This is a genomic window from Actinoplanes sp. NPDC049598 (assembly GCF_040675435.1).
GTDB lineage: Bacteria > Actinomycetota > Actinomycetes > Mycobacteriales > Micromonosporaceae > Actinoplanes.
In genome coordinates this window covers 21466-43289 of record NZ_JBFAOX010000035.1, presented here as the reverse complement: position 1 = coordinate 43289, position 21824 = coordinate 21466, and the positions used below count along the sequence as shown (strand labels likewise).

At 67.1% G+C, this 21824-nt stretch carries 20 protein-coding genes; 14 read left to right on the top strand and 6 right to left on the bottom strand.

Going from position 1 to position 21824, the window contains the following annotated elements; all coding sequences use genetic code 11:
- Nucleotides 1-70: 70 nt before the first annotated feature.
- Genes AB0J66_RS44460 through AB0J66_RS44450 form a run of 3 tightly spaced genes read right to left on the bottom strand, consistent with a single transcriptional unit; the run spans nt 71 to nt 3663 of the window.
- Entirely contained in the window at nt 71-1363 is a 1293-nt protein-coding gene (locus AB0J66_RS44460) for a SidA/IucD/PvdA family monooxygenase (RefSeq protein ID WP_364673980.1), read from the bottom strand.
- Between the two features lie 27 nt (nt 1364-1390).
- A complete protein-coding gene (locus tag AB0J66_RS44455; protein WP_364673977.1) occupies nt 1391-2422 on the bottom strand; it encodes a hypothetical protein in 1032 nt (343 codons plus the stop codon).
- A gap of 47 nt (nt 2423-2469) precedes the next feature.
- Nucleotides 2470-3663, bottom strand: coding sequence for an MFS transporter (locus AB0J66_RS44450; RefSeq protein ID WP_364673974.1), 1194 nt, complete (start codon nt 3661-3663; stop codon nt 2470-2472).
- 1034 nt (nt 3664-4697) lie between these two features.
- Between AB0J66_RS44450 and AB0J66_RS44445 the strand changes: the two genes are divergently transcribed.
- From AB0J66_RS44445 to AB0J66_RS44410, 8 genes are read left to right on the top strand one after another with little or no spacing between them, the layout of a single operon-like run.
- The gene (locus AB0J66_RS44445; protein ID WP_364673972.1) at nt 4698-5690 is read left to right on the top strand and encodes a Gfo/Idh/MocA family oxidoreductase; all 993 of its coding nucleotides are present in this window, start codon (nt 4698-4700) and stop codon (nt 5688-5690) included.
- 2 nt (nt 5691-5692) lie between these two features.
- Nucleotides 5693-6844, top strand: a complete 1152-nt coding sequence (locus AB0J66_RS44440) for an aminotransferase class III-fold pyridoxal phosphate-dependent enzyme (protein ID WP_364673969.1) — start codon at nt 5693-5695, stop codon at nt 6842-6844.
- A 12-nt stretch (nt 6845-6856) separates the two neighbouring features.
- Nucleotides 6857-7708, top strand: coding sequence for a sulfotransferase (locus tag AB0J66_RS44435; RefSeq protein WP_364673967.1), 852 nt, complete (start codon nt 6857-6859; stop codon nt 7706-7708).
- Nucleotides 7705-8343, top strand: a complete 639-nt coding sequence (locus AB0J66_RS44430) for an SUMF1/EgtB/PvdO family nonheme iron enzyme (protein ID WP_364673964.1) — start codon at nt 7705-7707, stop codon at nt 8341-8343. Before AB0J66_RS44435 ends, AB0J66_RS44430 begins: the two co-directional genes overlap by 4 nt.
- Nucleotides 8340-8978: a hypothetical protein gene (locus AB0J66_RS44425; protein WP_364673961.1), complete on the top strand. Its 639-nt coding sequence runs from the start codon at nt 8340-8342 to the stop codon at nt 8976-8978. Before AB0J66_RS44430 ends, AB0J66_RS44425 begins: the two co-directional genes overlap by 4 nt.
- A 55-nt stretch (nt 8979-9033) precedes the next feature.
- Nucleotides 9034-10254, top strand: coding sequence for a hypothetical protein (locus AB0J66_RS44420; RefSeq protein WP_364673959.1), 1221 nt, complete (start codon nt 9034-9036; stop codon nt 10252-10254).
- A complete protein-coding gene (gene ectB, locus AB0J66_RS44415; protein ID WP_364673957.1) occupies nt 10254-11522 on the top strand; it encodes a diaminobutyrate--2-oxoglutarate transaminase in 1269 nt (422 codons plus the stop codon). The genes AB0J66_RS44420 and ectB overlap by 1 nt, the downstream gene beginning before the upstream one ends.
- A gap of 11 nt (nt 11523-11533) precedes the next feature.
- Nucleotides 11534-12652: a GNAT family N-acetyltransferase gene (locus AB0J66_RS44410; protein WP_364673954.1), complete on the top strand. Its 1119-nt coding sequence runs from the start codon at nt 11534-11536 to the stop codon at nt 12650-12652.
- A 115-nt stretch (nt 12653-12767) separates the two neighbouring features.
- Here AB0J66_RS44410 and AB0J66_RS44405 read toward each other — a convergent pair whose 3' ends face one another.
- On the bottom strand, nt 12768-13382 hold the full coding sequence (locus tag AB0J66_RS44405) for a TetR family transcriptional regulator (protein ID WP_364673951.1): 615 nt from the start codon (nt 13380-13382) through the stop codon (nt 12768-12770).
- A gap of 124 nt (nt 13383-13506) precedes the next feature.
- Here AB0J66_RS44405 and AB0J66_RS44400 point away from each other — a divergent pair, with 124 nt between their 5' ends.
- From AB0J66_RS44400 to AB0J66_RS44380, 5 genes are all read left to right on the top strand, one after another.
- Nucleotides 13507-14673, top strand: coding sequence for a glycosyltransferase (locus AB0J66_RS44400; RefSeq protein WP_364673949.1), 1167 nt, complete (start codon nt 13507-13509; stop codon nt 14671-14673).
- A gap of 62 nt (nt 14674-14735) precedes the next feature.
- Nucleotides 14736-15899, top strand: coding sequence for a Bcr/CflA family efflux MFS transporter (locus AB0J66_RS44395; protein WP_364673946.1), 1164 nt, complete (start codon nt 14736-14738; stop codon nt 15897-15899).
- A gap of 233 nt (nt 15900-16132) precedes the next feature.
- Entirely contained in the window at nt 16133-16882 is a 750-nt protein-coding gene (locus tag AB0J66_RS44390; RefSeq protein ID WP_364673945.1) for a cellulose binding domain-containing protein, read from the top strand.
- A 46-nt stretch (nt 16883-16928) separates the two neighbouring features.
- Nucleotides 16929-17705, top strand: coding sequence for a hypothetical protein (locus AB0J66_RS44385; protein ID WP_364673942.1), 777 nt, complete (start codon nt 16929-16931; stop codon nt 17703-17705).
- A gap of 236 nt (nt 17706-17941) precedes the next feature.
- Nucleotides 17942-19063 (top strand): epoxide hydrolase family protein, encoded by a 1122-nt coding sequence (locus AB0J66_RS44380; protein ID WP_364673940.1) that lies wholly within the window; start codon nt 17942-17944, stop codon nt 19061-19063.
- A gap of 22 nt (nt 19064-19085) precedes the next feature.
- On the opposite strand, the gene AB0J66_RS44375 is transcribed toward AB0J66_RS44380, so the two are convergent.
- On the bottom strand, nt 19086-19994 hold the full coding sequence (locus AB0J66_RS44375; protein ID WP_364673938.1) for an alpha/beta hydrolase: 909 nt from the start codon (nt 19992-19994) through the stop codon (nt 19086-19088).
- Between the two features lie 33 nt (nt 19995-20027).
- Nucleotides 20028-20417, bottom strand: coding sequence for a DUF2255 family protein (locus tag AB0J66_RS44370; RefSeq protein WP_364673936.1), 390 nt, complete (start codon nt 20415-20417; stop codon nt 20028-20030).
- A 383-nt stretch (nt 20418-20800) separates the two neighbouring features.
- On the opposite strand from AB0J66_RS44370, the gene AB0J66_RS44365 reads away from it, so the two are divergent.
- A complete protein-coding gene (locus tag AB0J66_RS44365) occupies nt 20801-21355 on the top strand; it encodes a hypothetical protein (protein ID WP_364673933.1) in 555 nt (184 codons plus the stop codon).
- Nucleotides 21356-21824: the final 469 nt, after the last annotated feature.

The following is a 21824-nucleotide window of genomic DNA, read 5'->3' as shown; positions in this document are numbered from 1 at the left end:
CTGTTCCGGATTGCCGCCTCGACCTGATCTCTCGTCCCGGCGTCTGCGGTGTTCCGGGCCCGATGGCCGCCTAGATCGCCGGCTTCGCGGCCCGGTCCACCAAGGACCTCGCGATCTCCTCGGCCCGAAGGGCGAGGAGACTGAAGGATCCGGCGTCGCCCATGCCGTGGCTTGTCTCGCAAAGCCCGTTCAGGTAGATCGACGGAGCGTTGCCGTCCTGCATCTCAAGGCGATAGTCGCGTGCGACGCGAGCCTGCCCCTCGCTCCCTCGGGACACGTCATCGCGGAAGCCCTCCAGGACCTTGGGCAGAAACTCGAAGCGGCCCTCGTCATCGGCGCCCAGGTCCTTGAAACCGGTAGCCAGGACGACCAGGTCGACGTCCAGGGAACGTTCGGCCCCGCTGTGTCGCTCGCGCAGGTCGAGCGTCACGCTGTCGTCGCCGGAGTGACAGCGGATCACGTCCGTGGAGCGGAGGACCTGCGTACGCCGTGTCCCGTTGATGCGGTCCTCGTGCAAGCTGAGGTAGAGGCGTTCGATCACATCGCGGTCAGCCGCCGAGTAGTTCGTGTACCGAAGATCGGCGCTGAGTTCCCGCTTCGAGTCGTCACTGGCGGAGTAGTAGTAGTCGATGAACTCCGGGAAGTACACCTCGTCCATGAACGGGCTGGTGTCCTTCTGCCTGTAGCCGAACGTACGAAGTACGCCGTGGATCTGGGCGGACGGGTAGCGGTTCCTCAGATCGAGCATCAGCTCGACAGCGCTCTGACTACCACCGACGACGGCCACTCGCGGCCGTTCGATGCCCTCCAGCTGCCGTACGCAATCGAGGTACTTCGTGAAATGCCGCACCCTGGCATCGCCGTCGGCCGGGAAGGGAGCCGGTATGTTCGGCGTCCTTCCGGAAGCCACGACAACGGCCTTGGCCCGGAAGACCTCGCCGTCGCCGGTCACCACGTTCGCCATGCCCGGCCTGTCTCGGTCACGGCCGACCCGCGACGCGCGGGTATTGTACAGAACGTCGGCTTTGAGGTTGCTTGCGGCCCATTGCACATAGGAGGCGTACTCCTTGCGGAATGGATAGTGGAGGCCGAGGTTCAGGTATTGGAAGAAGCGTCCCGTCTCATGGAGGTAATTCACGAATGAATAGCGGCTGCGCGGGTTCACCGGGGTGATGAGGTCCCGAAGGGGATTGTTCTGGATGTCGGACCCGTCGAGCAGCATGCCTGGTTGCCAGAACGGGCCGCTCTGGCTCTCCAGGTAGACCGCGCGAAGTACCGGATATCGTTCGGCAAGTGCTATGGACAGAGCTATGTTGCTCGGGCCGTACCCGATCCCGATGACATCGACTTCCTGAATGGTCACAGTTTCCACTCCCCGTAGATTGTCCTGCTAAGAATGCCGCGCGGTCGCACTGAGGCGGGAAACGACTTCGTCGAGCGCGCCCCACCAGGCGTCCGACCAAGGATTGCCAGTCGCTCTCAGCCATGGCACCCGGAATGCGGCCTCGGTCAAACCGGGAGACGCGCGGAGTCCCAGTTCGTCGATGATCCAATGCGGCTGCACCCGATCGGTGAAATGGCGAATCGGGCCGTTCGCCAACCGGCTGATCGACGGCCCGTCCAGAGGCGCGATCGATACGCCCGAGGCGGACAGATCGATGTCGGCCTGAATCACGAGCCGGAGGGGTGCATCGGCCTGGCACGAGGTGGCCAGCGCATGTGCCAGCTGATCGGGCCAAAGATAGAGCTTTGACTTCATGACGCGACTGGATCGAGTCACGCGGAGTTCCGGGATGTCGCCGAGCGAGTCGGTGGAGATCGCGGCCGACATGGGGAGGCCGTAGATGGTCCCCGACTCGTCGATATGGAGCTTGTCGTTCGAGATGAAGGCGTACTTGCCGCTGCGAAGGGCCGACAACATGAACGATGTCTTCCCGGCCCCGCTGTCGCCGACGAAGACGATGCCGAAGTCGCCCTTCGCCAGGGCCGATCCGTGGAACTTCTTCCGTCCGCTGCTCTCGGCTACAGCCTGAATCCAACCTCGCACCAGCTGGAAGGCGTCAAGCTCCCAGTAGGTCTGCCCGTATGGGTAGACCATGTCCAGGTGGATCTGGCCCACCGATGTCGCCGTCACCGTGTAATGGGCCGGCTTGTCGAGATTCTCCACCTCGAGGGCGCCGTCAGATCGACGGAGACCACGGCCGGCTCGCTCGGCGTGCAGGGTCAAGGAGTCGGCGTCTGCGCCGAGCGGCGACAGCTCGTCGGCGAAGTGAATCGACGCGGTGAGGCTTGGTGCCGGCTCCGGCCCGAGGGCTTCCTCGAAGCCGCTGAACGTCTCGGCCCATTGATGCCAGTGGGGAAGCTCCTCCGCCGACTCCACGCGAACCGAAGCGGGCCCCATCGAATACGTGTACCTGTTCATGGCAAACCCTTAGCCTTGACGAAGTTCATGGCGTGCGCGGTCCCGACTCATCGTCCGGCCCGCGCCAGAAGAACGAGCTCACGGTTCAGTTGGTCGATCTCAGGGCGCCGGTGGAGCCATCCAAGGATGCTCAGGGCGACGGCGCAGTTGAGGGCGATTCCCGACCACAACCACAGAGGTCCCATCGCCAGCAGGGAGGTCGTCAGGATCGGGACCAGGACGGAGGCGATCGACCACGACAGGCCGTATGTGGCCATGAACCTCCCTTGGTGCTCCTCAGGCGAGAGCCGGAGCGCGAGTGCGTCCGACGGGGGGCCGGCGGTGAGCTCACCCACGGTGAAGACCACCATCGCCACGACCGTGGCAATGAGAATCACCGTGGTGCCGGAGAAGGAGCCGGCGAGGAAGAAGATGGCGGAGGACGTGATCCCGCAGAACGCCGAGAGAAGAAGCATCTTGGTCCGGGCCCGGGTTTCTCCCACAGCGACGACCGGACCTTGCAGGAACACCACCATGAGACAGTTCAGGATCCAGAGTCCCGATCCCGCCCACGCGGGTGCGTGCAATGTCTCCAGCACGTACAGGGGCACGATCGCCGGAACCGCGAGAAGGCAGAAACACAGCTGTGTCTTGGCCAGAGTCAAGGCCAGGAACTCCGGGCCCTCCATCAGCACTCGCCAGGTCGCGCGCTTCTTTCCCCTGACGCGGGCCGCTCCGGCCGCCGCGATCGGCTGGAGCATCAGAAAAAGTGCCGCCATCACGAAGCTGAGAGCCTGAACCGCGACAACTGTCCTCAGCCCGGCGTCCTCAGAGGCCGACACCAGAAGTCCGGCCACCATCGCGCCCACCGCAATGCCGAGATTCCGGGTGCTTCCGACCAGGCCGAACCATCTTTCGCGATCGCGGTCGCTCGCGATTCTTCTGATGATCAGGGGATGGGCTGACCAGTAGATCCGGTCTCCGGCGACGGCGAAAACGGCGACAAAGACGAACTGGAACAGATCGTCGACCAGCAGGTAGCCGCCATACCCGGCTGCCCGCGCCACCATGCACACGACAGCGAGGCTCTTCAGGTCGACACGGTCGGCCAGCCAGCCGCCCAGCATCGAGAAGAGGATGCCAGCCAGGCGGCTCAGAGTCAGAACCGCACCGACGGTCGCGAGAGGGATTCCGGCTTCTTTCGTGAAGAACACGAGAGAGAAGGGAATGAAGATGCCGGCACCGACAGCATCGACCAGCATAGCTGCGGCGAATCCATAGTTCCGGCCTATGTTCGGCAAGCCCATGCGATCACGCCATGGGCGCCGTGAATCCCTGGATTTCTTTAGCATCGTTCCCCTTGCACGACATCACGCGGTGCTCAGTCAATGTAGTCGACCGGTGCTGACCGCGCGGCCCAGTAAACACGCACCTCAATGTTTGTTGCAAGGGGTGGGCGCCTCCGATAAGGGTCGCCCAAGGTACTCGGCGGTCGTACCCAGGTAGGGCGTCAGCGTTCGGGCGCTCCGGCCGAAAACGAACCTGGATGGTAGGATATTGGCCGGCCGCGCGGCATTGTGCCGATCTGCCGGCGTGGGGATGTCCGGCCGTCCCGAGCTCGTGAGGATCGATGCTCGTAGCGGTGTCGGCGGCGAAATCCGGTTAGTTCGCCGGAGCTCCGGCCGGGCGGCGAAATCAGGTCGTTAGACCAGGTGGCGGGCGGGATTCTTGTCCGCGAGCGCACTTGCTCACGTCGATGTCAGAGGTGCTTCTCGGGGGCCTTGAGCTGCGTGTTCGCGTCGACGAGGCCGCTGTGAGTCCGTGCCCCCGCACTCATTGACATGTACCGAATCTTCGTGCCACGATCCCTGAGATCAACTCACTGACGTACAAGGCGGGGCGAGAACGTATGGGTCATTAGTTGCTAGCCTACGGGGGTTTAGTGACTTCGCTAAAGGGTTTCAGCATCTAGGGGCCAGAATCCAGTTGCCGAGATGATCGCGACTGGCCTGCGGCGTCAATATATTCCGAGCTTGCCGGCTCTGTGCGGCCGCATTATCGTGTCGAATCCGTGCATGACATCGGCGCAGCAGCCGGTTGGCGACTGTCCTTGCGCGCCGATATTCACAGTCGGCCGACTCTGCCACCCGGCCCGAGCCGGCTGGGTTTTCATCGGAATCGCTGATGCTGTCCGCGCGCACAATCTTGAGTCGGCCAAAGGTCCCCGCCGCGAAGCGACGGATCCGAGTCGATCGGACTTTCAAACGGATGAAACGGCCGAATGGAGGGTCATGTCATGACGGATGACACGGTGTCGAGCCCGGTGTCTGTCATATTTGTCGGGTGCGGTGAGCACGCATTCGAAACGCTACTTCCCGCGGCCTCCTCCATCGGGGAGCTGGAGGTCGTCGCCGTGGTGGACAGCGAACTGGATCGCGCCCGTAAGGCGGCACAGCAGTTCGGGGTTCCCGCTTACCTGGCCGGTGTCGAAGAGGCGCTGGAGTCCACGCATGCCGAAGCCTTGATGTTGGCCGGACCTCCGCAGATGCACGTCGAGGCGGCGACCCTGGCCATGAATCGCCGTATCCCGGTCTTCGTCGAGAAGCCGCCCGCCCCGTCGACGGACAAGATGGCCGAGCTGGCCAAGATGAGCGTCGATGCCGAGTCGGTGACGATGGTCGGGCACAATCTGCGGTACACCGACGCGTGGCGCCAGGTCGTCGGTCTCCTGGAGGGCGATGAACTGGCCAGCGTGCACGTCAATTACCACGCTTCCGGGCCCAAGGGGCCGAGGTGGGGCTACCCGCCGGTGCAGGCCTTCAAGCTGACCCACGTCGTGCACGTGTTCGATCTGCTGTCGTCCCTGCTCGGGCCCGGCGCGACCGTCCGAAATTCGCTCTCCGAGGTGGGCCCGGGCCGCGAGCGCCTTCTGCTGCAGTCCTCCTGGTCGGGACGGGGCGGCGCCGTGGGCTCCGCGGTGATCTCCACCGCCGCCCCCCGATTCGAGTGGAGCGTCGAACTGCTCACTCACTCGGGCACCTTGATTCATGTCGAGTCGCCGACTGAGGTCGAGGTGCAGCGCAGCAAGAAGCCGGGGGACTGGGGTGGCGGCCGGAGAGAGACGTGGCACACGCGGACCCTGGGCAACGGCTACTACGGCGCGGGTTACGCACGGGAGCTGACCCAGTTCGCCCAGGCCTGCCGGGGCCGTGCCGAGGCTTGCCCGACCTTCGCGGACGAGCTCGCCGTGTACGAGGCCATGGATGACATCCGAGACGAGGTGCGCTGAGAATGCGTGAGTACGTGCGAGGGTCCGGTGCCCACATCTTCACGTCGGACGGCGATGCCGTCGTCGATTTCGTCTGCGGCTACGGGCCCGTCATCCTTGGGCACGGCCATGAGCGGGTGAACAAGGCGATCGAGAACACCCTGGCGACGGGTGTCCTGCTCCCCGGGAGCGCCCGGCTCGAGAACCAGGTGCGCGAGCGCCTCCAGTCCCTGTTCGGCGACCACCGCGACGTGCACTTCCTCAAGACCGGAAGTGACGCGGTCGCCGCTTCGATCCGGCTCGCACGACTTGCGACGGGCCGGTGGAAGGTCGCTCGCTGCGGTTTCCACGGCTGGCACGACGGTCTCATCGACGGGAAGATCGGCTGGCACAACTGGGACAACGTACGCCAGGAGGCCGCGAAGGTCCCCGGCACTCTAGGAGCCTTCAGCGCGGACGGCGTCGAGCTCGCCGCGGAGTCGACCCTCGGAGAGTTTCAGCGGATCTTCAGCGACCATGGCCACGAACTGGCCGCGGTGGTCATCGATCCGATCCAGCTGCTCGACCCCGAGGTGGAACTGCCCGCCATCCGTGAGCTGGCACGGCGGAGCGGCGCCCTGTTCATCCTGGACGAGACGAAGACGGCCTTTCGGACCCACCCCGCCGGCATCGACCGGATGTACTCGCTGAGATCCGACTTCATTGTGGCCGGGAAGGGCCTGGCGAACGGTCTTCCCCTGTCCTCGGTCATTGCTGATCCGTCATTGCTGAACACGCGGAAGGCCCGCATCAAGGGGACGTTCAACGCCGAGCTGGCCGCCCTCGCGGCCGCGTCGGAGACGCTGGCGGTCCTCGAGGAGGAGGACGGAGCGCAGCGGCTGACGGCCACCGGAACAGCATTGATCGACGGGCTGAACAAGCTGTTCGCCGAGCACGATGTCGCTTCGCAGCTGAGCGCGGTGCCGTACCGATGGCCCAGCATGCCGCATGTGCACGCGGCAACCGATGATCCCGGAGCTCAAAGCCTTCGCACGGCCTTCATAGGCGAGTGCGAGAAGCAGGGCGCGCTGTTCATGGACGGACACAACTCGTTCTTGTCCCTTGCTCACGATGTGCAGGACATCGACCACTCCTGCGCGGCTGCTGCGGCCGCGCTGGAGAAGGTGTTGCGTTGAGGACCCGGGCCGATGGATAGCAGTGCGCCAGGGAAGCGCAACGGGTTCGTGATCATGGCGCAACACCGGTCCGGAAGCTCTTTCCTGCACAACCTCGTGAAAGTGCACGACGAGGTCCACTCGATCAACGAGCCGTTCTCCCAGCACATTCTGAGCTTCCGGAGGAACGAGATCGATCGTTGGACGGCCGGTCAGGTGTCCGACGGCCGGTATCACCCGACCATCCAGCCGGGTTCCATCGTTCATGAACGGCTGGCGTCGCTTGCCCGCTGGGTCCAAGCCGGTCATGAGACACACGGATTCAAGGAGACCCTTCTTTTCCGGAAGTTGGACTGGCTCGACGCCGTGGTCCGGCCTCGCGCATACGTGTACCTGGTGCGGGACCCACGAGCCACGATCGCATCGCTGTTGAAGCTCGGTGATGTCAACGCCTGGTGGTCCTACGCGGCATTCGCGGACAGGTTCATCGAAGCCGAACTGGCTCCTTTGCCCAGCGGATACACCGGCAGCCTGCTCGAGAAGACCGCCCTGGTGTGGAACGTCCGAGCGCAATGGCTCGCCGATGCGGCCACGGAAGGACGGTGGATCATCGTGCGACTGGAAGACATCATGTCGAGTCCCGATCGGGAGGGAGAGCGCATCATGACGCACCTGGGTCGCGTCTGGACGCCACGTCAAGCGAAGTGGGTCAGATCGACCTGGTCGTCCGGACTCGAGCAGCGGCGCGACGACGCCTTCTCCTACGCCCGCAGTCAGGGCGAGGTGGTCAATGGTTGGAAGAAGGCTTTCGACCGCCGCCAGGTGTCGTTCATCGAACAGCTCTGCGGGCCGTTGATGCAGCGCCTCGGGTACCCGATCTCATGAAGGACCGGCTGACGTTTGCGGTGCCGGCCGGCACATACTCCGTGGGACCCGAGGAAACCGAGATCCGCCTCGGCCGCTTCTACGTTTCGGCCGCGGCCGCCACCGTGGCCGAAGTCATCGAGTGCATCAATGCGCGCGGCGGCGAACCGAGCCCTGATTCCTATTCGTTCGTCAACTTCGTGAACGAGCACCTTCCGTTCTTCCGGAAGCCTGACGGAACGGTGACTCTGAGAAAAGGGTTTTCTTCATCGACCCCGGCCGCCGGACTCACCTTCGCCGGGGCGATGCTGTACTGCGAAATGGTCGGCGGCCGTCTGCCGACCGAAGCCGAGTGGGAAGTGTCGATTCGGATCAGCCAGGACATCGCGGCTGCTGACAACGTGGCGGACGGTCAGCGCCGTCTCGTGGATTGGCAAGATTTGCGACAATGGTGCTCCGACATATTCCATCCCGATCATCCGTACGCGGGATCGCTGGATGAGAGCCTTCCCGAGACGGAGATGCGCGTGGTCCGCGGCGGTTCGTACAACCGAAGCGAACTCGATGTCTCCTGGTATCGGCGATCGGGGAAGTGGATGTGGCACGGGGGTGACGCCACCGGCGTCCGTGTCGTGTACGAACGGGAGCCGAAATGACGTGTGTAGTTGCCGTCGAAGGAATCGACGGGGCCGGCAAATCGAGTCTCGTGGCGGAGCTGCGCTCGACGCTGACCGGTAAAGGCTATTCGGTCGGCGTCGGTAGCCGGGAGCGTCCTCTGCGCCGGGAGTACGGGCGGCGCCTACGTACCACTGATGAATTCCCCGACTCGACGCTCAGTCTGTTCTGGGGGCTCGCGAGCGCCTACGACATCCGCACGGCGGCCCTGTCCCGGGACCAGCCGAACTTTCTGATTCTGGATCGCTACGTCGCCTCTCCGATCACCGATGCGATTGCCGCAGGACTCGATCCTCGGCATTGTCTGGGCACCACAGGTCTGTTGCCCCGGGCCTGTGTCACCCTCCTGGTCGATGTCTCGGCCGAGCTGGCCCTGGCGCGCCGTCCTGACCTTTCGTACGCCGAGGCCGGCGGGGAGACCTGGTTGAGCGCCGGCGATACTCCGCAGGAGCGTTTTCTGGCCTATCAATCGGCCGCGCGGAACGCCTTTCTGGAGATGAGCCGGGACTCGTCGTGGCTGGTGCTCGATGGCGCGGACCTACTGAGTGGATCGGTTGGTGCGGCCCTGGGCGCCATCGAGGGACGACGATGCAATTGCCCGGGCCGGGATTACTGAGGCATGGCCGGGACGAGGCCGGCATCACCCGGTTGCTGGTCGAAAGGAGGAAAGAATGCAGCGAGTTCTGCTCATCAACACAAGAAAAGCCGAGACGGTCCGGCGGCTCATGGCATTGCCGGATGTGGAGCTGGTCGCGGTAACGGAGCCTCGCAACACCTTCCTGTATCCGGACGGCGTCGAGGTCTACACGATCGAGGATCTGACGGATTTCCGGGCCATACGGGGAATTGTCATGCAGGCTCAGCGCAACGGCACCCTTGACGCCGTAATCACGCCGGCCGAACGGGCGATTCAGGTCGGCGGATATCTGCGGTCGTTCTTCGGCTTACCGGGAATCGACTATGAAACGGCGAACAGGTTCACGAACAAGGCCGTGATGAAGAAGGCACTCGGTGATCACGGCATCGACGTCGCGCCGCACCGGGTCGTGTACAGCATTGCCGAAGTGCCCTCCGTCGGCGATGCGCTCGGGTGGCCGGTTGTCGTGAAGCCGGTGCTCGGGACGGGCGCATATCACGCCTTCAAGGTCGACTCGCCCCGCTCGTTCCCTGCATTCCGTGACGGCGCTGCCGGGGCCACCTTGACTCGCCTCGAACTGCCGCTGCTGGTGGAGAAGTTCATCGACATGGAGGCGGAGTACCACGTCGACGCGGTCGTACAGGACGGCGAAGTGCAGTTCGCCGCCGCGTCCAGGTACTTCACGCCGCTGCTGGACTCGCTGGAGGAATTCACCGGATCCTATTTCCTTCCCCACCGGGACCGCGATCGGATCGCTCTCGAAGCCATCAACGCCGACGTCTTGAAAGCGATGAACCTCGAGTCCGGGGTGACCCACCTAGAGGTCTACAAGCAAGGTGACACGTGGGTGGTCGGGGAAGTCGCCTGTCGCCCCGGCGGAGGAGGAATCGCCCGCGCGGTCGAGCTTCAGTACGGGATCGACATCTGGCAGGCGTACTTCGACATCTCCATGGGGCGACGGGCCGTGCTCGATGTCCAAGAGATTGACGGAATCGTGTCCAACTGCGATCTCCCGCTGCGGCCCGGCCTGGTCACCGAAATCTCCGATGTCAACGACGTGCTGCGCGTCAGCGGCGTGGTCGAGGCCAAGGTGAACTACAAGGTCGGAGACGTCATCAAGAGCCCGTACTTCGACTCCTCGGCTGCCGCCGGGATCGCGTTCTTCGTCACCGCGGATGAGGAGACGGTCGGCGAGACAGTGCGAGAGCTGACGCGCGAATTCGTATTCGAGGTCGAGCCGGAGGCTCAGGCGTGATGCCGCAAATTCCACCTGCTCTGAACGTATTCGCGACTCTGGAGTCGGAGGTGCGCAGTTACTGCCGGGGCTGGCCGGCCGTGTTCGACCGAGCCCAGGGCAGCCATCTGTACGACGAGGACGGTCGCACGTATCTCGACTTCTTCGCCGGCGCCGGAGCACTCAACTATGGGCACAACAATCCGCTTCTGAAGCGCGACCTGATCGCCTATCTGGAGCGGGACGGCATCACCCACGGGCTGGACATGGCAACCACGGCCAAACGTACGTTCCTGCAGACGTTCCACGATCTGGTGCTGCGCCCGCGCGGCCTGCGGTACAAGGTGATGTTCCCGGGGCCGACTGGCACCAACGCCGTGGAGGCGGCACTGAAGCTGGCCCGGAAGGTCAAAGGCCGGGAGGGCGTGGTGTACTTCGATCACGCCTTCCACGGGATGTCGCTGGGCTCGCTGGCGGTGACCGGAAGCGCGTACCACCGCGCCGGCGCCGGCGTCCCATTGCTGAACAGCACCTCGGTGCCGTTCGACCCCGTTCAGGAGGGGGCGGTCCCGGATTTCTCGCACGTCGAGCGGCTGCTGACGGACTCAAGTACCGCGTTCGGCCATCCGGCGGCGGTCATCGTCGAGACCGTGCAGGGTGAGGGCGGTATCAACGTCGCCAGCTCGGAGTGGCTCCGAGCCCTGGCCGACATGTGCGGGCGGCACGACATGCTGCTTATCGTCGACGACATCCAGATGGGCTGCGGCCGTACCGGACCGTTCTTCTCGTTCGAGGAGGCCGGCATCACGCCGGACATCGTCACGCTGTCGAAATCGATCTCCGGCTACGGCCTGCCCATGTCGCTCACGCTCTTCAAGCCGGAGCTGGATGTCTGGAAGCCGGGTGAGCACAACGGCACGTTCCGCGGTAACAACCCGGCGTTCGTCACCGCGACGGCCGCGCTGAAAGCGTATTGGGCCGACGGGCAGACAGAGAAACAGACCCTTGCCCTCGGCGAGCAGATCGAATCGGCTCTCGATGCGCTCTGCGGGGAGCCGTCGGCCGCCGGTGCCACATGTCGCGGTCGTGGGCTGGCCTGGGGGATCGAGTTCCCCGATCCCGCACGTGCGGATCAGGTACGGCGTCGTGCCTTCGAGCTCGGGCTGATCGTGGAGACGGTCGGTCCCCGAAACCAGGTCGTCAAGATAATGCCACCGCTGACGTGCACCGCGGACCTCATATCCGAGGGTGTCGACATTCTGGGGCGCGCAGTCCGTCAGACGAGCTGAGGAGAGGGCAGATGGAATCCACGTCGGCGAACGACTGTCGCGCGATCGTCCTGGAGCAGCTCACTCACGACCTGGCCATGAAGTGGAACAAATTGGCGCATGAGGCCGGAAACTTCTACCTCAGTGTGGAATGGCTCGCCTTCATCGCCGGTCAGCAGGGTGTCCGGTCGGCACACTGCTGCGTGCTGGATGTGAACGGCGATCTCCTCGCCGCGTTCCCGGTTTCCCGGAACGAGAGCGAGGACAACGACCTTTACCAGCCCTCCGAGGTCTTCTCGGGGATGCGTGGCGACTGGAACGGGATCGACGGCTATCTCGGCGCGAGGAACGGGTACACCAACGACATCCTGCTCACGCACGGGATGCCGGACCAGCAAGAGGACCGAGTGCTCGCCGCCGCCTTCGATGCCGCAGTCCGATGGGTGAACGAAAAGGGCTCAGCGGGGGCTTTCGCCTGGCATCTCGGTGAGTCCCAGGCGCGTATGTTGCACTCCCGCGGACTCGTCTCGTCACCGATGCTCAGTTGCCACATCGCCGAGCTCGAGATCTCCGGCCGGACCGTCGACGATTACGTTTCGACGCTGCCGCGCAAACGAGCCCAGGAGGTCCGCCGTGAGATGAGACAGGCCCGCAGGGCCGGCCTGGAGTTCGCGGTCGAAGCGCTCGCGCAGGCGTGCGATGAGGGCGGTCCGCTGATTGCTCAGACCATGCGCAGATACGGCCATGACTGGACCGGCGAGCGTGGTGTGCGATCCCTCCGGCGCCATGCCGGAGCGTTCGGGGACACCGCTGTCGTTTTCACCTGTAGGCGGGAGGGCAAGCTTCTCGGCCTGTGCGTCGCTTACGCCTGGGGCGGGGCTTTGCTGGTGCGTATGGTCGGGCTGGACTATGCCGAGCTGGTCGGCGCGTACGAGTACTTCAACGTCGCCTATTACGAGCCCATCGACTATGCCGCCCGGAACGGGATCGGCCGCGTGATCTTCGGCACGGGTTCGCTGCCGGCCAAGACCAATCGCGGCGCGCGTCTCGTCTCGCGCTGGACGTGTGTCGCTCCCGGCCGGCTGGGCCCGGACGGCAATGAGGTGGCCGAGTGGAACGACCGGAGAATCGGCCCGGCCGCCACGGACTGACGCGCGCCGGAGAAGCGCTGGGACCATAGGTGAGGATTCCGGCGCGGCCGGTCCTCGTGGCGAAATCGAGGAGGCCGCCGCCCCACTGGTTCAGCGGTCTTGTGGCCGTCCCCGATCAGGTGGCTCGCAGCAGCGCGCGGGATGCGGTGGCGTAGAGCCAGGCCTCGGCCTCGTCCCAGCTCCACGCCGCGTCGCGCAGAAGGCGGGTGTGGGCGTGGATGCCGAAGAAGTACCAGAGCACGTCGACGGCACGTTTTTCGTCGACGCCCGGGGCGAGCGCGTCCAGCTGCGCCAGCCGTTGGGCCGCGTGCACGAGGGCGGACCGGTAGGCGCGTACGGACTCGGCCAGGAGCCGCTGCGCGACCGGCTCGTGCGACGCGGTGTCGAGCAGCAGCGTGATGACGTTCTCATGGCGCAGATAGGTGGCGCCGGTGCCGGCCGCGACGGCCCGCACGACCTCCTCGCCTCTCGTCGCGCGGTCGACGCGCTTTAGCGTCACGGCGATCTCAGCGTCCTCCATGCCCGCGCGGACCAGCTGCTCGAGCAGCACCGGCTTGCCGCCGACGCTGGTGTAGACGGTGGCCACCGCGACGCCGGACGCCGCCGCGATGTCGTTGATGGTCGTGCCCGCGTAACCCTTGGCGGTGAAGCATTTCCCAGCGGCGGCCAGGATGATTTCGCGCGTCTCGGCCGCCGCCTGAGCGCGCCGCGTACCTCGCTGTGCCGTCATCTGGCTCCTTATCCGCTGCGATGCTACCGCCCCTCACCGACGGCGGAACGACACCGATTTTCAACCCTTGTTCAGTCAATCACAAGAAGGGTATTCTGATGAACGGAAGCATACGCTGGTGACCATGAAGGTTCTCTTTTCAAATGTCCCGTCGCAGGGGCACTTCTATCCGCTCCTCCCGCTCGCGCGCGCCTTCGCCCGCCGCGGTGACCAGGTCGCCGTGCTCACCGGGTCCGCGCTCGCCGCCGACATCGCGGCCGAGAGCTTCGAACACCTGCGGGCCGGCGCGTCAGCCGAGGAACTGTTCGCCGAGTCGGCCCGCCGGACCGGCACCGACGCCGGCGCGGGCACCTCGCCCGCCGCCGTGGCCGAGTTCTTCGCCGGCACCCGCCTCGACCTCGGCGGTGACGCCGCTCTCGGGCTGGCCCGGGCGTGGCAGCCCGACCTGGTCGTCAACGAGATGTTCGACCTGGTCGGTGTGTTCGTGGCGGCCGGTCTGGACGTCCCGCTGGCCACCGTCTCCACCGGTCCGGGTGTTCCGCCTGAGTTCCTGGGCGCCATCGCCGGCAACGCCGCGCCGTGGTTCGAGGCCCACGGGCTGACCGCCCCGGCCCAGCTGCCGGCCGGCCGCTGGCTGCTCGAGACCTGCCCCGACCAGCTCGGCGCCTCCCGTACGCCGACCGAGGCCGAACGGTGGACGCTGCGCCCCGAGCCGCACCGGGGCCCGGCCGGCGACAACTCGGCCGAACCCGTGCCCGCAGCCGTTCCCGGCCGCCCGCGCGTGCTGGTCACGCTCGGATCGCACTTCGCGGCCCCGGACGTGGTGGGCAAGCTGCTCGACGACCTCACCGCCGGCCCGGACGCGCTTGACGTCGAGTTCCTGGCGACCACGCTGCCCGGCACCGACGCGAGCAACGTCCCGCACAAGTCCGAGCACGCTGTCGTCCTGCCCTTCCAGCCGCTGGCCAAGTTGCTGCCGGGGGCGACGGCGGCGCTGATCCACGGCGGTGCGGGCACCACGCTGGGCAGCCTGGCCGCCGGCGTGCCGCTGGTGGTGTGGCCCCAGGGCGCCGACCAGCCCGTCCAGGCGGCCGCGGTCGACCAGGCAGGCTGCGGCATCGGGCTCGCTCCCGGCCCGGTCGAGCCGGCCGCGCTGCGGGAAGCCGTGCGCAAGGTGGTGACCGACCCGGCGTACGCCGCCGCGGCCGGCCGCGTCCAGCAGGAGATTGCGGCGATGACCGCACCCGAGTCGGTGGCCGAGCACCTCGCCGAGGCCTTGAACCGGCGCTGAGTACAGCCGGGGGACCGGGGCTGGACCCCCGGGCCCTCGGCCTGCTCCGGCCAGGAGATCTCATGACTTCTGTTTCCGACGTTTCCCAGGCCTCCGTACGGCGAGCGCGCCTGACCGCTGTGTTGTGTCTGGTCGTCGCCATCGGCCCCCTCACCACTGATCTCTACCTGCCGGCTCTGCCGTCCTTGGCCGGTGATCTGCACGTGGGCGCCTCGGCGGTCCAGCTCACGTTCACCGGCATGCTCGCGGGTCTGACGGTCGGGCAGCTGCTGTTGGGGCCGCTGTCCGACCGCGTAGGACGCCGCCGAGTGCTCCTGAGCGGGCTCTCCGTCTACGTGCTGGCCTCGGTGCTGTGTGCCGTGGCGCCCGATGTGGTCGTCCTCGACGTGCTGCGGGTCATCCAGGGCGGCGGGTCGGCGGCGGCCGCGGTCGTCGCTCTGGCCGTCGTGAGCGATGTCTTCACCGGGGGTCCGGCCGCGACCGTCATGTCGCGGCTCGCGCTCGTGCTGGGCGTCGCGCCCGTGATGGCGCCGGCCCTCGGCGGGCTGGTGGTCGCCTGGACCTCCTGGCGTGGCGTCTTCCTGTTGCTCGCCGTGGCGGGCGCGGTCATCCTCGGCGTGGCGGCGTGGGCACTGCCCGAGACGCTGCCCGCCTCCCGTCGCCGGGCCACCGGCCCGGCCACCTTCCGAGGCGTTCTCGGCGATCCGCGGTTCCGGCGCCACGCCGCGGTGGCCGGCTTGGCGGCGGCGGCCATGTTCGCGTACGTATCCGGGGCGCCATTCCTGTTCCAGCGCACCTGGTCGCTCAGCGAGCGGCAGTCGGGACTGCTCTTCGGCGCCGGGGCGATCGTGCTCGTGCTGGCGGCCCAGGTCAATGTGTGGCTTCTCCGCCGGTTCCCACCCGCGCCCATCCTTGTCGCAGCCGCGGCCGTCGGCACGGCGGCCGGCGCAGCCCTGCTGGCCGGCGTGGTTGCCGCCCTGTGGCCGGCCTTGTTCGCCGTCGGGCTGATCATGCCGAACGCGCAGGCGCTCGCCATGTCGAGGCAGGGACCGGCGGCCGGGACAGCCGCCGCGGCGCTGGGCGCGGTGACGTTCGGCGCCGGCGCCCTCGTGGCGCCACTCGTGGGCGCGTGGGGCTCACCCGCCGTGGTGATGGGCGCAGCAATCACCACCAGCCTCGGCGCGGCTACGGTGCTGTTGCTCACCGAGCGGCGAGGCGACAGGTGACCGGTCAGCCCGCGGGCTGACCGTGCAAAAGGTCGACGACCGGCGCAGCCAGGCCAGGGATCACGCCGTGACGAGCGCCTCGGTCGTGGGGTGGGACCCCCGCTGACCGGAGCCGGCTCGCCGTGGCGTGGTCAGCGTCAGCCCTCAGCGTGGCCACTCAACTGGGACGGCATTCTTTTTATCGTTGTCCTTCGATATAACTGGGTGCCAGTGATCGGACACGGGAGGCAAGGATGCGGTACAGATTGAACGCCATGATCGGCGGGGCGGCCCTCGCCCTGACGATCGTGATCGCCGGGGCGGCCGGTGCCTCGGCTGCCGGCTCACCGACAACGGGTGGCGCGCCGCTCGCGGCCACGCCCGGGCCGACGGTGACGTGCCCACCGGTGATACCGCTCACCGGCGGAGTGGCGGGGGCGACCACCGCGAGCCTGACGATCAGCTACTCGATCTTCCAGGGGCCGCCCTGCGGCTACGACCCGCCGGTCACCGTGACGCTCTTCGCCAGCTCCGAGGACGCCCGGCAATGGTCGAACCCGGTGGCCGAGGCGGTGTCCGGGCCGGAGCGCAGCGGGAAGGTGACGATCGACGGCCTGACGCCCGACACCGCGTACTGGTATCGGTTCAGCGCCGGCGGCCAGCGCGATCCGTACTGGACCGGGTCCGGGCGGACCTTGCCGGCGCAGGTCTGCGCCGCCACGGTCGCGGTTGACAGCGCGTGGGGTGGCGGCTTCGTGGCGCGGGTGACCGTACGCAACACCGGCGCCGAGACGCTCGGCACGTGGCACGTCTCGTGGCAGTGGCCCGGCGACGAGCGGATCGTGTCGCTATGGAACGCGGTGGCGGCGGACGGCGGTGACGGCGTCGCGATCAGCAACGCCCCCTACAACGGCACGTTGGCCCCGGGGGCATCGACGACCTTCGGCATGCTCGTGGCAACCACCGCGCCACCCGGCAGCCTCGCCCCGGCCTGTACGCGCTGAACCATGGCGCTGGGAGCGCTCCCAAATTTCGAGATGAAGGAGAACGATGCACAAGATCATCGCCGCTGCCGCCACCGCCCTGATCCTCGGCGCGGTGGCGGGCAGCGTTCCCGCCGACGCAGCCGGCCCCGTCCACCGCGGCGGCTGCACACCCGGGCTGCTGTTCTGCGAGGACTTCGAACGGCTGCCGCCCGGCGGTGCGAGCACGCTGGACTGGGGTGTCGACACACGCAACGGCACACTGACCGTCGAGCGGGCCGGCCGGCACAATCAGGTGCTGCACCTGCACACCGTCGACAACGGACGCGCGTTCCTGCGCGTCGACGACTTCGCCGCGCCGGGCAACCGCTTCTACGGGCGGATGCGGCTGCGCGTCGACGCTTTCCCGACCGCCCCGGACTGGGCCCACTTCACGCTCGTCGAGGCGACCGGCACGGGCAGCACGGAGATCGTCAGGCCGATCGGCGGCCAGTACGCGCCTACCGTCCCCGGTGTCTTCTGGGGCGTGGGCGCCGACGGCGGTCCGACCGGCGACTGGACGAACTGGCGGGAATCGGCGCCGGTCGTCGAGGACACCTGGCAGTGCTTCGAATGGGTGTTGGACCCGGCGGACAACCGCGTCGCCGTGTGGATCGACGGCCGGGCGCGCCCGGAACTGACCGCCTCCACCACCGAGCACGGCGGCAACGACGTACCGTTCATCCTCCCGGCCGTGGACACCGTCAAGATCGGCTGGCAGCTCTACCAGAGCGGTACCGTGCCGGGTGAGTTCGACCTCTGGATGGACAACATCGCTTTGTCCACCCAGCGGCTCGGCTGCTGACCCCGATTTCTTGAGGCGGCGCGAGCCGGTTCGGCGTCCGGGTGGCCGAGGCGGTTCAGGGCCGCCTCCCACTCCGGGCGCGCCCCGCCGCGCTCGGCTTGACTGTGTTGTAACGACACGGTTTCCACTGAGCCCAGCACGGCGCGGGAGCAGCGCATGTGTGAGCTTTACGCGGCCACCGAGGCTCGTCATGGGCGTGGCGGCAGACCGATTTCGTACTGACCCAGGAGCGCCGCATGATCGAGCCATACACCGTCCACATCCCCGACGCCGACCTGATGGATCTGACCCAGCGCCTCGACCGGGTGAGGCTGCCGGAGCCCGAGACCGATCCCTCGCAGGGCGTCCCCCTGGACCGCTTGCGGTCACTGCTCGAGGCCTGGCGCGGCCACGACTGGCGGAAGCTGGAAGAACGGTTCAACGCCATCGGTCACTACCGGGCACACATCGACGGGCTGGACATCGCGTTCTGGCACGTGCGGTCGCCCGAGCCGTCGGCCGTACCGCTGCTGCTGACCCACGGCTGGCCGGGGTCCATCCTGGAGTTCGAGGATCTGATCGGTCCGCTGACCGATCCGGTCGCGCACGGCGGTTCGGCCGAAGACGCCTTCCACGTGGTGATTCCGTCACTGCCGGGGTACGGGTTCAGCGGACGCCCGGCTGAAACGGGTTGGGGACTTACCCGGACCGCGCGGGCCTGGTCCACGCTGATGACCGAACTGGGCTACTCGCGGTTCGCCGCGCACGGCGGCGACTGGGGCGCTTTCGTCACCATCGAGCTCGCCACCCAGGTGCCCGAACGTCTGGTGGGCCTGCACCTGACGATGCCCGTCGCGTCCCCCCTTCCCGAGGATCGCCAGAGCGCCGACCCCAAAGAGCAGGCGATGATCGCCAAGCGTGATCAGTTCCTGTTCCTGGACGGCACCCACTCGATCGTTCTCGGGGCCAAACCCCAGACGATGGGCTATTCGCTGCTGGACTCGCCGGCCGGGCTGGCCGCGTGGCTGGGGGAGAGATTGACCGCGTTCGCGGACGACGACGGGGTGCCGCTGCCACGGCAGGTGGACAACATCGCGCTGTACTGGTTCACCCGCACCGGAGCTTCCAGTTCTCGGTGGTACTGGGAGGCCCGGCGCGACACACCGTTCGGCGCGGAGGCGGAGAACGCCCGTCCGGTCGAGGTTCCCACGGCGTGTTCGCTGTTCCCCGCCGAGCCGTACCCGATCGCCCGGCGATGGGCCGAGCGCCGGTTCCGCGAACTGATCAGCTGGAACGAGATGGAGCGGGGCGGCCACTTCCCGGGCTGGGAACAGCCCGCGGCGCTGGTCACGGAGATCAGAAGCGCGTTCCGGGACTGAACGGCGTCATCCGAAGCTTGAGTTACAGCTTGTCGGCGTAGAACGAGGCGAGCCGGTCGACGGCGGCGTCGACGTACTCGGGGACGTCGTACATCTCGTAGTGGCGGGCATGGGGGACGACCACGCGCTCGACCGGATTGGGCGCCAGCTTCCAGAGCCGCTCGCCGGCGGTGTCGAACCCGGTGCCCTCGAGGTTCTCGGCCAGAATGAGCAGCAGGGGCTGGGTCATGAGCTGGTCGACCAGGTGGAAGGCGTCGTAGCCGAGCAGGAGCGTGTCGCCGCGGGAGAGCCGGCGGTTGGTCGAGTGTTCGTTGATGCCCCGTTCCGTGCGGTAGTACCTGATGGCCTGCAGCAGGTCGACGTCGGTGATGCCGGCTGCTTCGGCCCCGGCCATCGTGTCGGGCAGCCAGTTGTCCCGGTGCAGCACCCCGGTGCGGACCTCCTCGAGGCGGGCCTCGGCCATCGCGTCGAGGGCGGCCACCGGGCCGTCGGCCTGGAAGCTGCGGAACGAGGCGCCGATCTCGCCCGGGTCGACCGCGCCGACGGCTTTGATGCGGTGGTCGGTACGGGCCGTGTGGATCGCGTAGCCGCCGCCGGCGCAGATGCCGAGCACGCCGATGCGGTGGGGGTCGATGCCCGGCAGGGCGGTGAGAGCGTCGATGGCGTACGAGATGTCCTCGCCCCGCTGGTACGGGTCTTCCAGGTCGCGGGGTTCGCCGCCGCTCTGGCCCTGATATGCGGGGTCGAAGACCAGCGCGGCGATGCCCCGGGCGGCAAGGCGGGAGGCGTAGTTGGCGCCGATCTGCTCTTTGACACTGCTGCCGGGTGTGGAGAGCACCACCGCGGGCAGCGGTCTCGTCGCGTCGAGCTCATGGGGCAGGTGCAGCTCGGCGTCGAGCTCGATCGGTCCACGAGGAATGGTCAGGTGCATCGGACAGCGCCTTTCTGTTCGGAGATGGGCGGCTCAGGCGAGCGGTGCCACCCGGAGTGTCGCCTCTCGGGCTGATGGTTTGGTCATCCGGCGGACGCCGAAGCCGTGGCCGTAGCGGGCCCGCAGGGCGTGGTCGACCTCGTCCTCGCGCCCGTGGTCGACGATGAACGCGACTTCGATCCGCCGGCCGTCGACCTCAATCGCGCCCTGACCGGTGCGGGTGGCTCCCCGGTACCAACTGCCGCCGGTCCCGTTGAGCGAGCGGATGATTTCGTCGTCCCCGATGCGGACATGCCCGATCAGGACGAAGGAGCGAAGTGTCCCGTCGGGTCGTGCACCCGCGACGCGAATCAGCGGCGTGTTGTCGAGCGCCGCCAGCTCGGCCGCGTCCCAGGCCCGGGTGGGTGGTGTTCCCATGGTCATCAACTCCCCTTGCCGCCGGTGCAATGAGCGGCTCGACCCATCAGACACTGCGTTCCGGGAACATGGTCAAGCGCAATTCAGCTGGACAGCTGCGCCCGGAGGGTGTCGATGTGCCAGACATTGGACATCTGAACGAACTTGCCGTCACGGACCTTGTACGTCGTGGTCTCGTGCACCTCGATCGACTTGCCGTTCGGCGCGACTCGGCCACGACTTCAGAACTCACCTCCCCTGACCGGGCCGGTGCGATCCGGGGGGCGATCGACCACCTGCCTGCCCAGCGAGCAGCACTCCAGAGCTGATCACTCATCGGGGCGTTCAGGCCTTGACCGTGTGCCTACAACAGGCTGTCGGATGACCGCATCGGTTCAGAAGGGGGAAACATGAACATCACGGTGATCGGACGGGGCACTCTCGGGGGCGGCCTGGCCGACCGGTGGGAGCGCAGCGGGCATGACGTGACCCGGCTCGGGCGCGGCGGTGGTGACGCCGGCGCTTCTGAGGTGCTGCTACTCGCCGTCCCCGGAAATGCTGTGGAGGCGGCTTTGTCATCGGTCGTCGGGCTCAAAGGCAAGACGGTGCTCGACGCCACCAACCTTTACGGCGACACCAGGCCTCCGGCCGGGTTCGCCTCGAACGCCGAGTACGTCAGGTCGGTGACCGGCGGCCCGACGGCCAAGGCGTTCAACGCCAACTTCGCATCGCTCTTCGACCGGGTCACCGATGCCCGGGCCTGGCCGAGCAATCTGTGGTCCGGCGACGACGAGGCGAAGGACGTGGTCGAGCAGCTCAGTCACGAGGCGGGCTACGAAGCGATCCGCTTGGGCCGGCTGACCATGGCCTCGACCCAGGAGGGCCTGGCCGGCGTCCTGTTCGGGATCGCCCAGTCCGGCCTGGGCGAGTTCGTCTACCGGATGGCGCCGCCTGAGAAGCTCTGAGTGGGGGAGACGGTGGGCAGCGGCGCGTCGTCCAGCTTCTCGGCGATCAGCCCTCGCTCGAGCGAGATCTGCAGGTGGGCGCCTTGGTTGCTGATGCCGTAGCCGCCCGTTGCGGCTTCCGGGGCCTTACGGATCCGGAAGAGCTGGCCTGGCCGGCGGGTGTCGCAGGCGGCGACAGCGACGGTGCCGCTGTCGCCGCCGTGTCGGTCGTCTCGCCGGCCCCGTAGGCGTGCTGGGTCAGGACGACCCCGGCCAGCAGGACGGCGCTGATGACACTGCGGGAGCGGGGTTACGACTTCAGGTTCGGCTCACTCGTCGTGCTCGCCCAGAACGGCGCGGGTGCTTTGGCCGCGACGGGTCAAATCCTGATACTCCGGGTGGGTCTTGATGAATTTCGCGATGAACGTGTGGCTGGAACACCGTCAAGCACCCCCGGCCGTACGCGGGCGGGTCTCCAACCTTGATTGAC

Coding starts and splice junctions, on each gene's coding strand:
- AB0J66_RS44385 (WP_364673942.1), top strand. CDS start 16,929: ATGCACAAGATCATCGCCGCTGCCGCCACCGCCCTGATCCTCGGCGCG.
- AB0J66_RS44455 (WP_364673977.1), bottom strand. CDS start 2,422: ATGAACAGGTACACGTATTCGATGGGGCCCGCTTCGGTTCGCGTGGAG.
- ectB (WP_364673957.1), top strand. CDS start 10,254: ATGCCGCAAATTCCACCTGCTCTGAACGTATTCGCGACTCTGGAGTCG.
- AB0J66_RS44395 (WP_364673946.1), top strand. CDS start 14,736: ATGACTTCTGTTTCCGACGTTTCCCAGGCCTCCGTACGGCGAGCGCGC.
- AB0J66_RS44410 (WP_364673954.1), top strand. CDS start 11,534: ATGGAATCCACGTCGGCGAACGACTGTCGCGCGATCGTCCTGGAGCAG.
- AB0J66_RS44405 (WP_364673951.1), bottom strand. CDS start 13,382: ATGACGGCACAGCGAGGTACGCGGCGCGCTCAGGCGGCGGCCGAGACG.
- AB0J66_RS44450 (WP_364673974.1), bottom strand. CDS start 3,663: ATGCTGGTCGATGCTGTCGGTGCCGGCATCTTCATTCCCTTCTCTCTC.
- AB0J66_RS44380 (WP_364673940.1), top strand. CDS start 17,942: ATGATCGAGCCATACACCGTCCACATCCCCGACGCCGACCTGATGGAT.
- AB0J66_RS44370 (WP_364673936.1), bottom strand. CDS start 20,417: ATGACCATGGGAACACCACCCACCCGGGCCTGGGACGCGGCCGAGCTG.
- AB0J66_RS44445 (WP_364673972.1), top strand. CDS start 4,698: ATGACGGATGACACGGTGTCGAGCCCGGTGTCTGTCATATTTGTCGGG.
- AB0J66_RS44435 (WP_364673967.1), top strand. CDS start 6,857: ATGGATAGCAGTGCGCCAGGGAAGCGCAACGGGTTCGTGATCATGGCG.
- AB0J66_RS44390 (WP_364673945.1), top strand. CDS start 16,133: ATGCGGTACAGATTGAACGCCATGATCGGCGGGGCGGCCCTCGCCCTG.
- AB0J66_RS44420 (WP_364673959.1), top strand. CDS start 9,034: ATGCAGCGAGTTCTGCTCATCAACACAAGAAAAGCCGAGACGGTCCGG.
- AB0J66_RS44375 (WP_364673938.1), bottom strand. CDS start 19,994: ATGCACCTGACCATTCCTCGTGGACCGATCGAGCTCGACGCCGAGCTG.
- AB0J66_RS44365 (WP_364673933.1), top strand. CDS start 20,801: ATGAACATCACGGTGATCGGACGGGGCACTCTCGGGGGCGGCCTGGCC.
- AB0J66_RS44440 (WP_364673969.1), top strand. CDS start 5,693: ATGCGTGAGTACGTGCGAGGGTCCGGTGCCCACATCTTCACGTCGGAC.
- AB0J66_RS44425 (WP_364673961.1), top strand. CDS start 8,340: ATGACGTGTGTAGTTGCCGTCGAAGGAATCGACGGGGCCGGCAAATCG.
- AB0J66_RS44430 (WP_364673964.1), top strand. CDS start 7,705: ATGAAGGACCGGCTGACGTTTGCGGTGCCGGCCGGCACATACTCCGTG.
- AB0J66_RS44400 (WP_364673949.1), top strand. CDS start 13,507: ATGAAGGTTCTCTTTTCAAATGTCCCGTCGCAGGGGCACTTCTATCCG.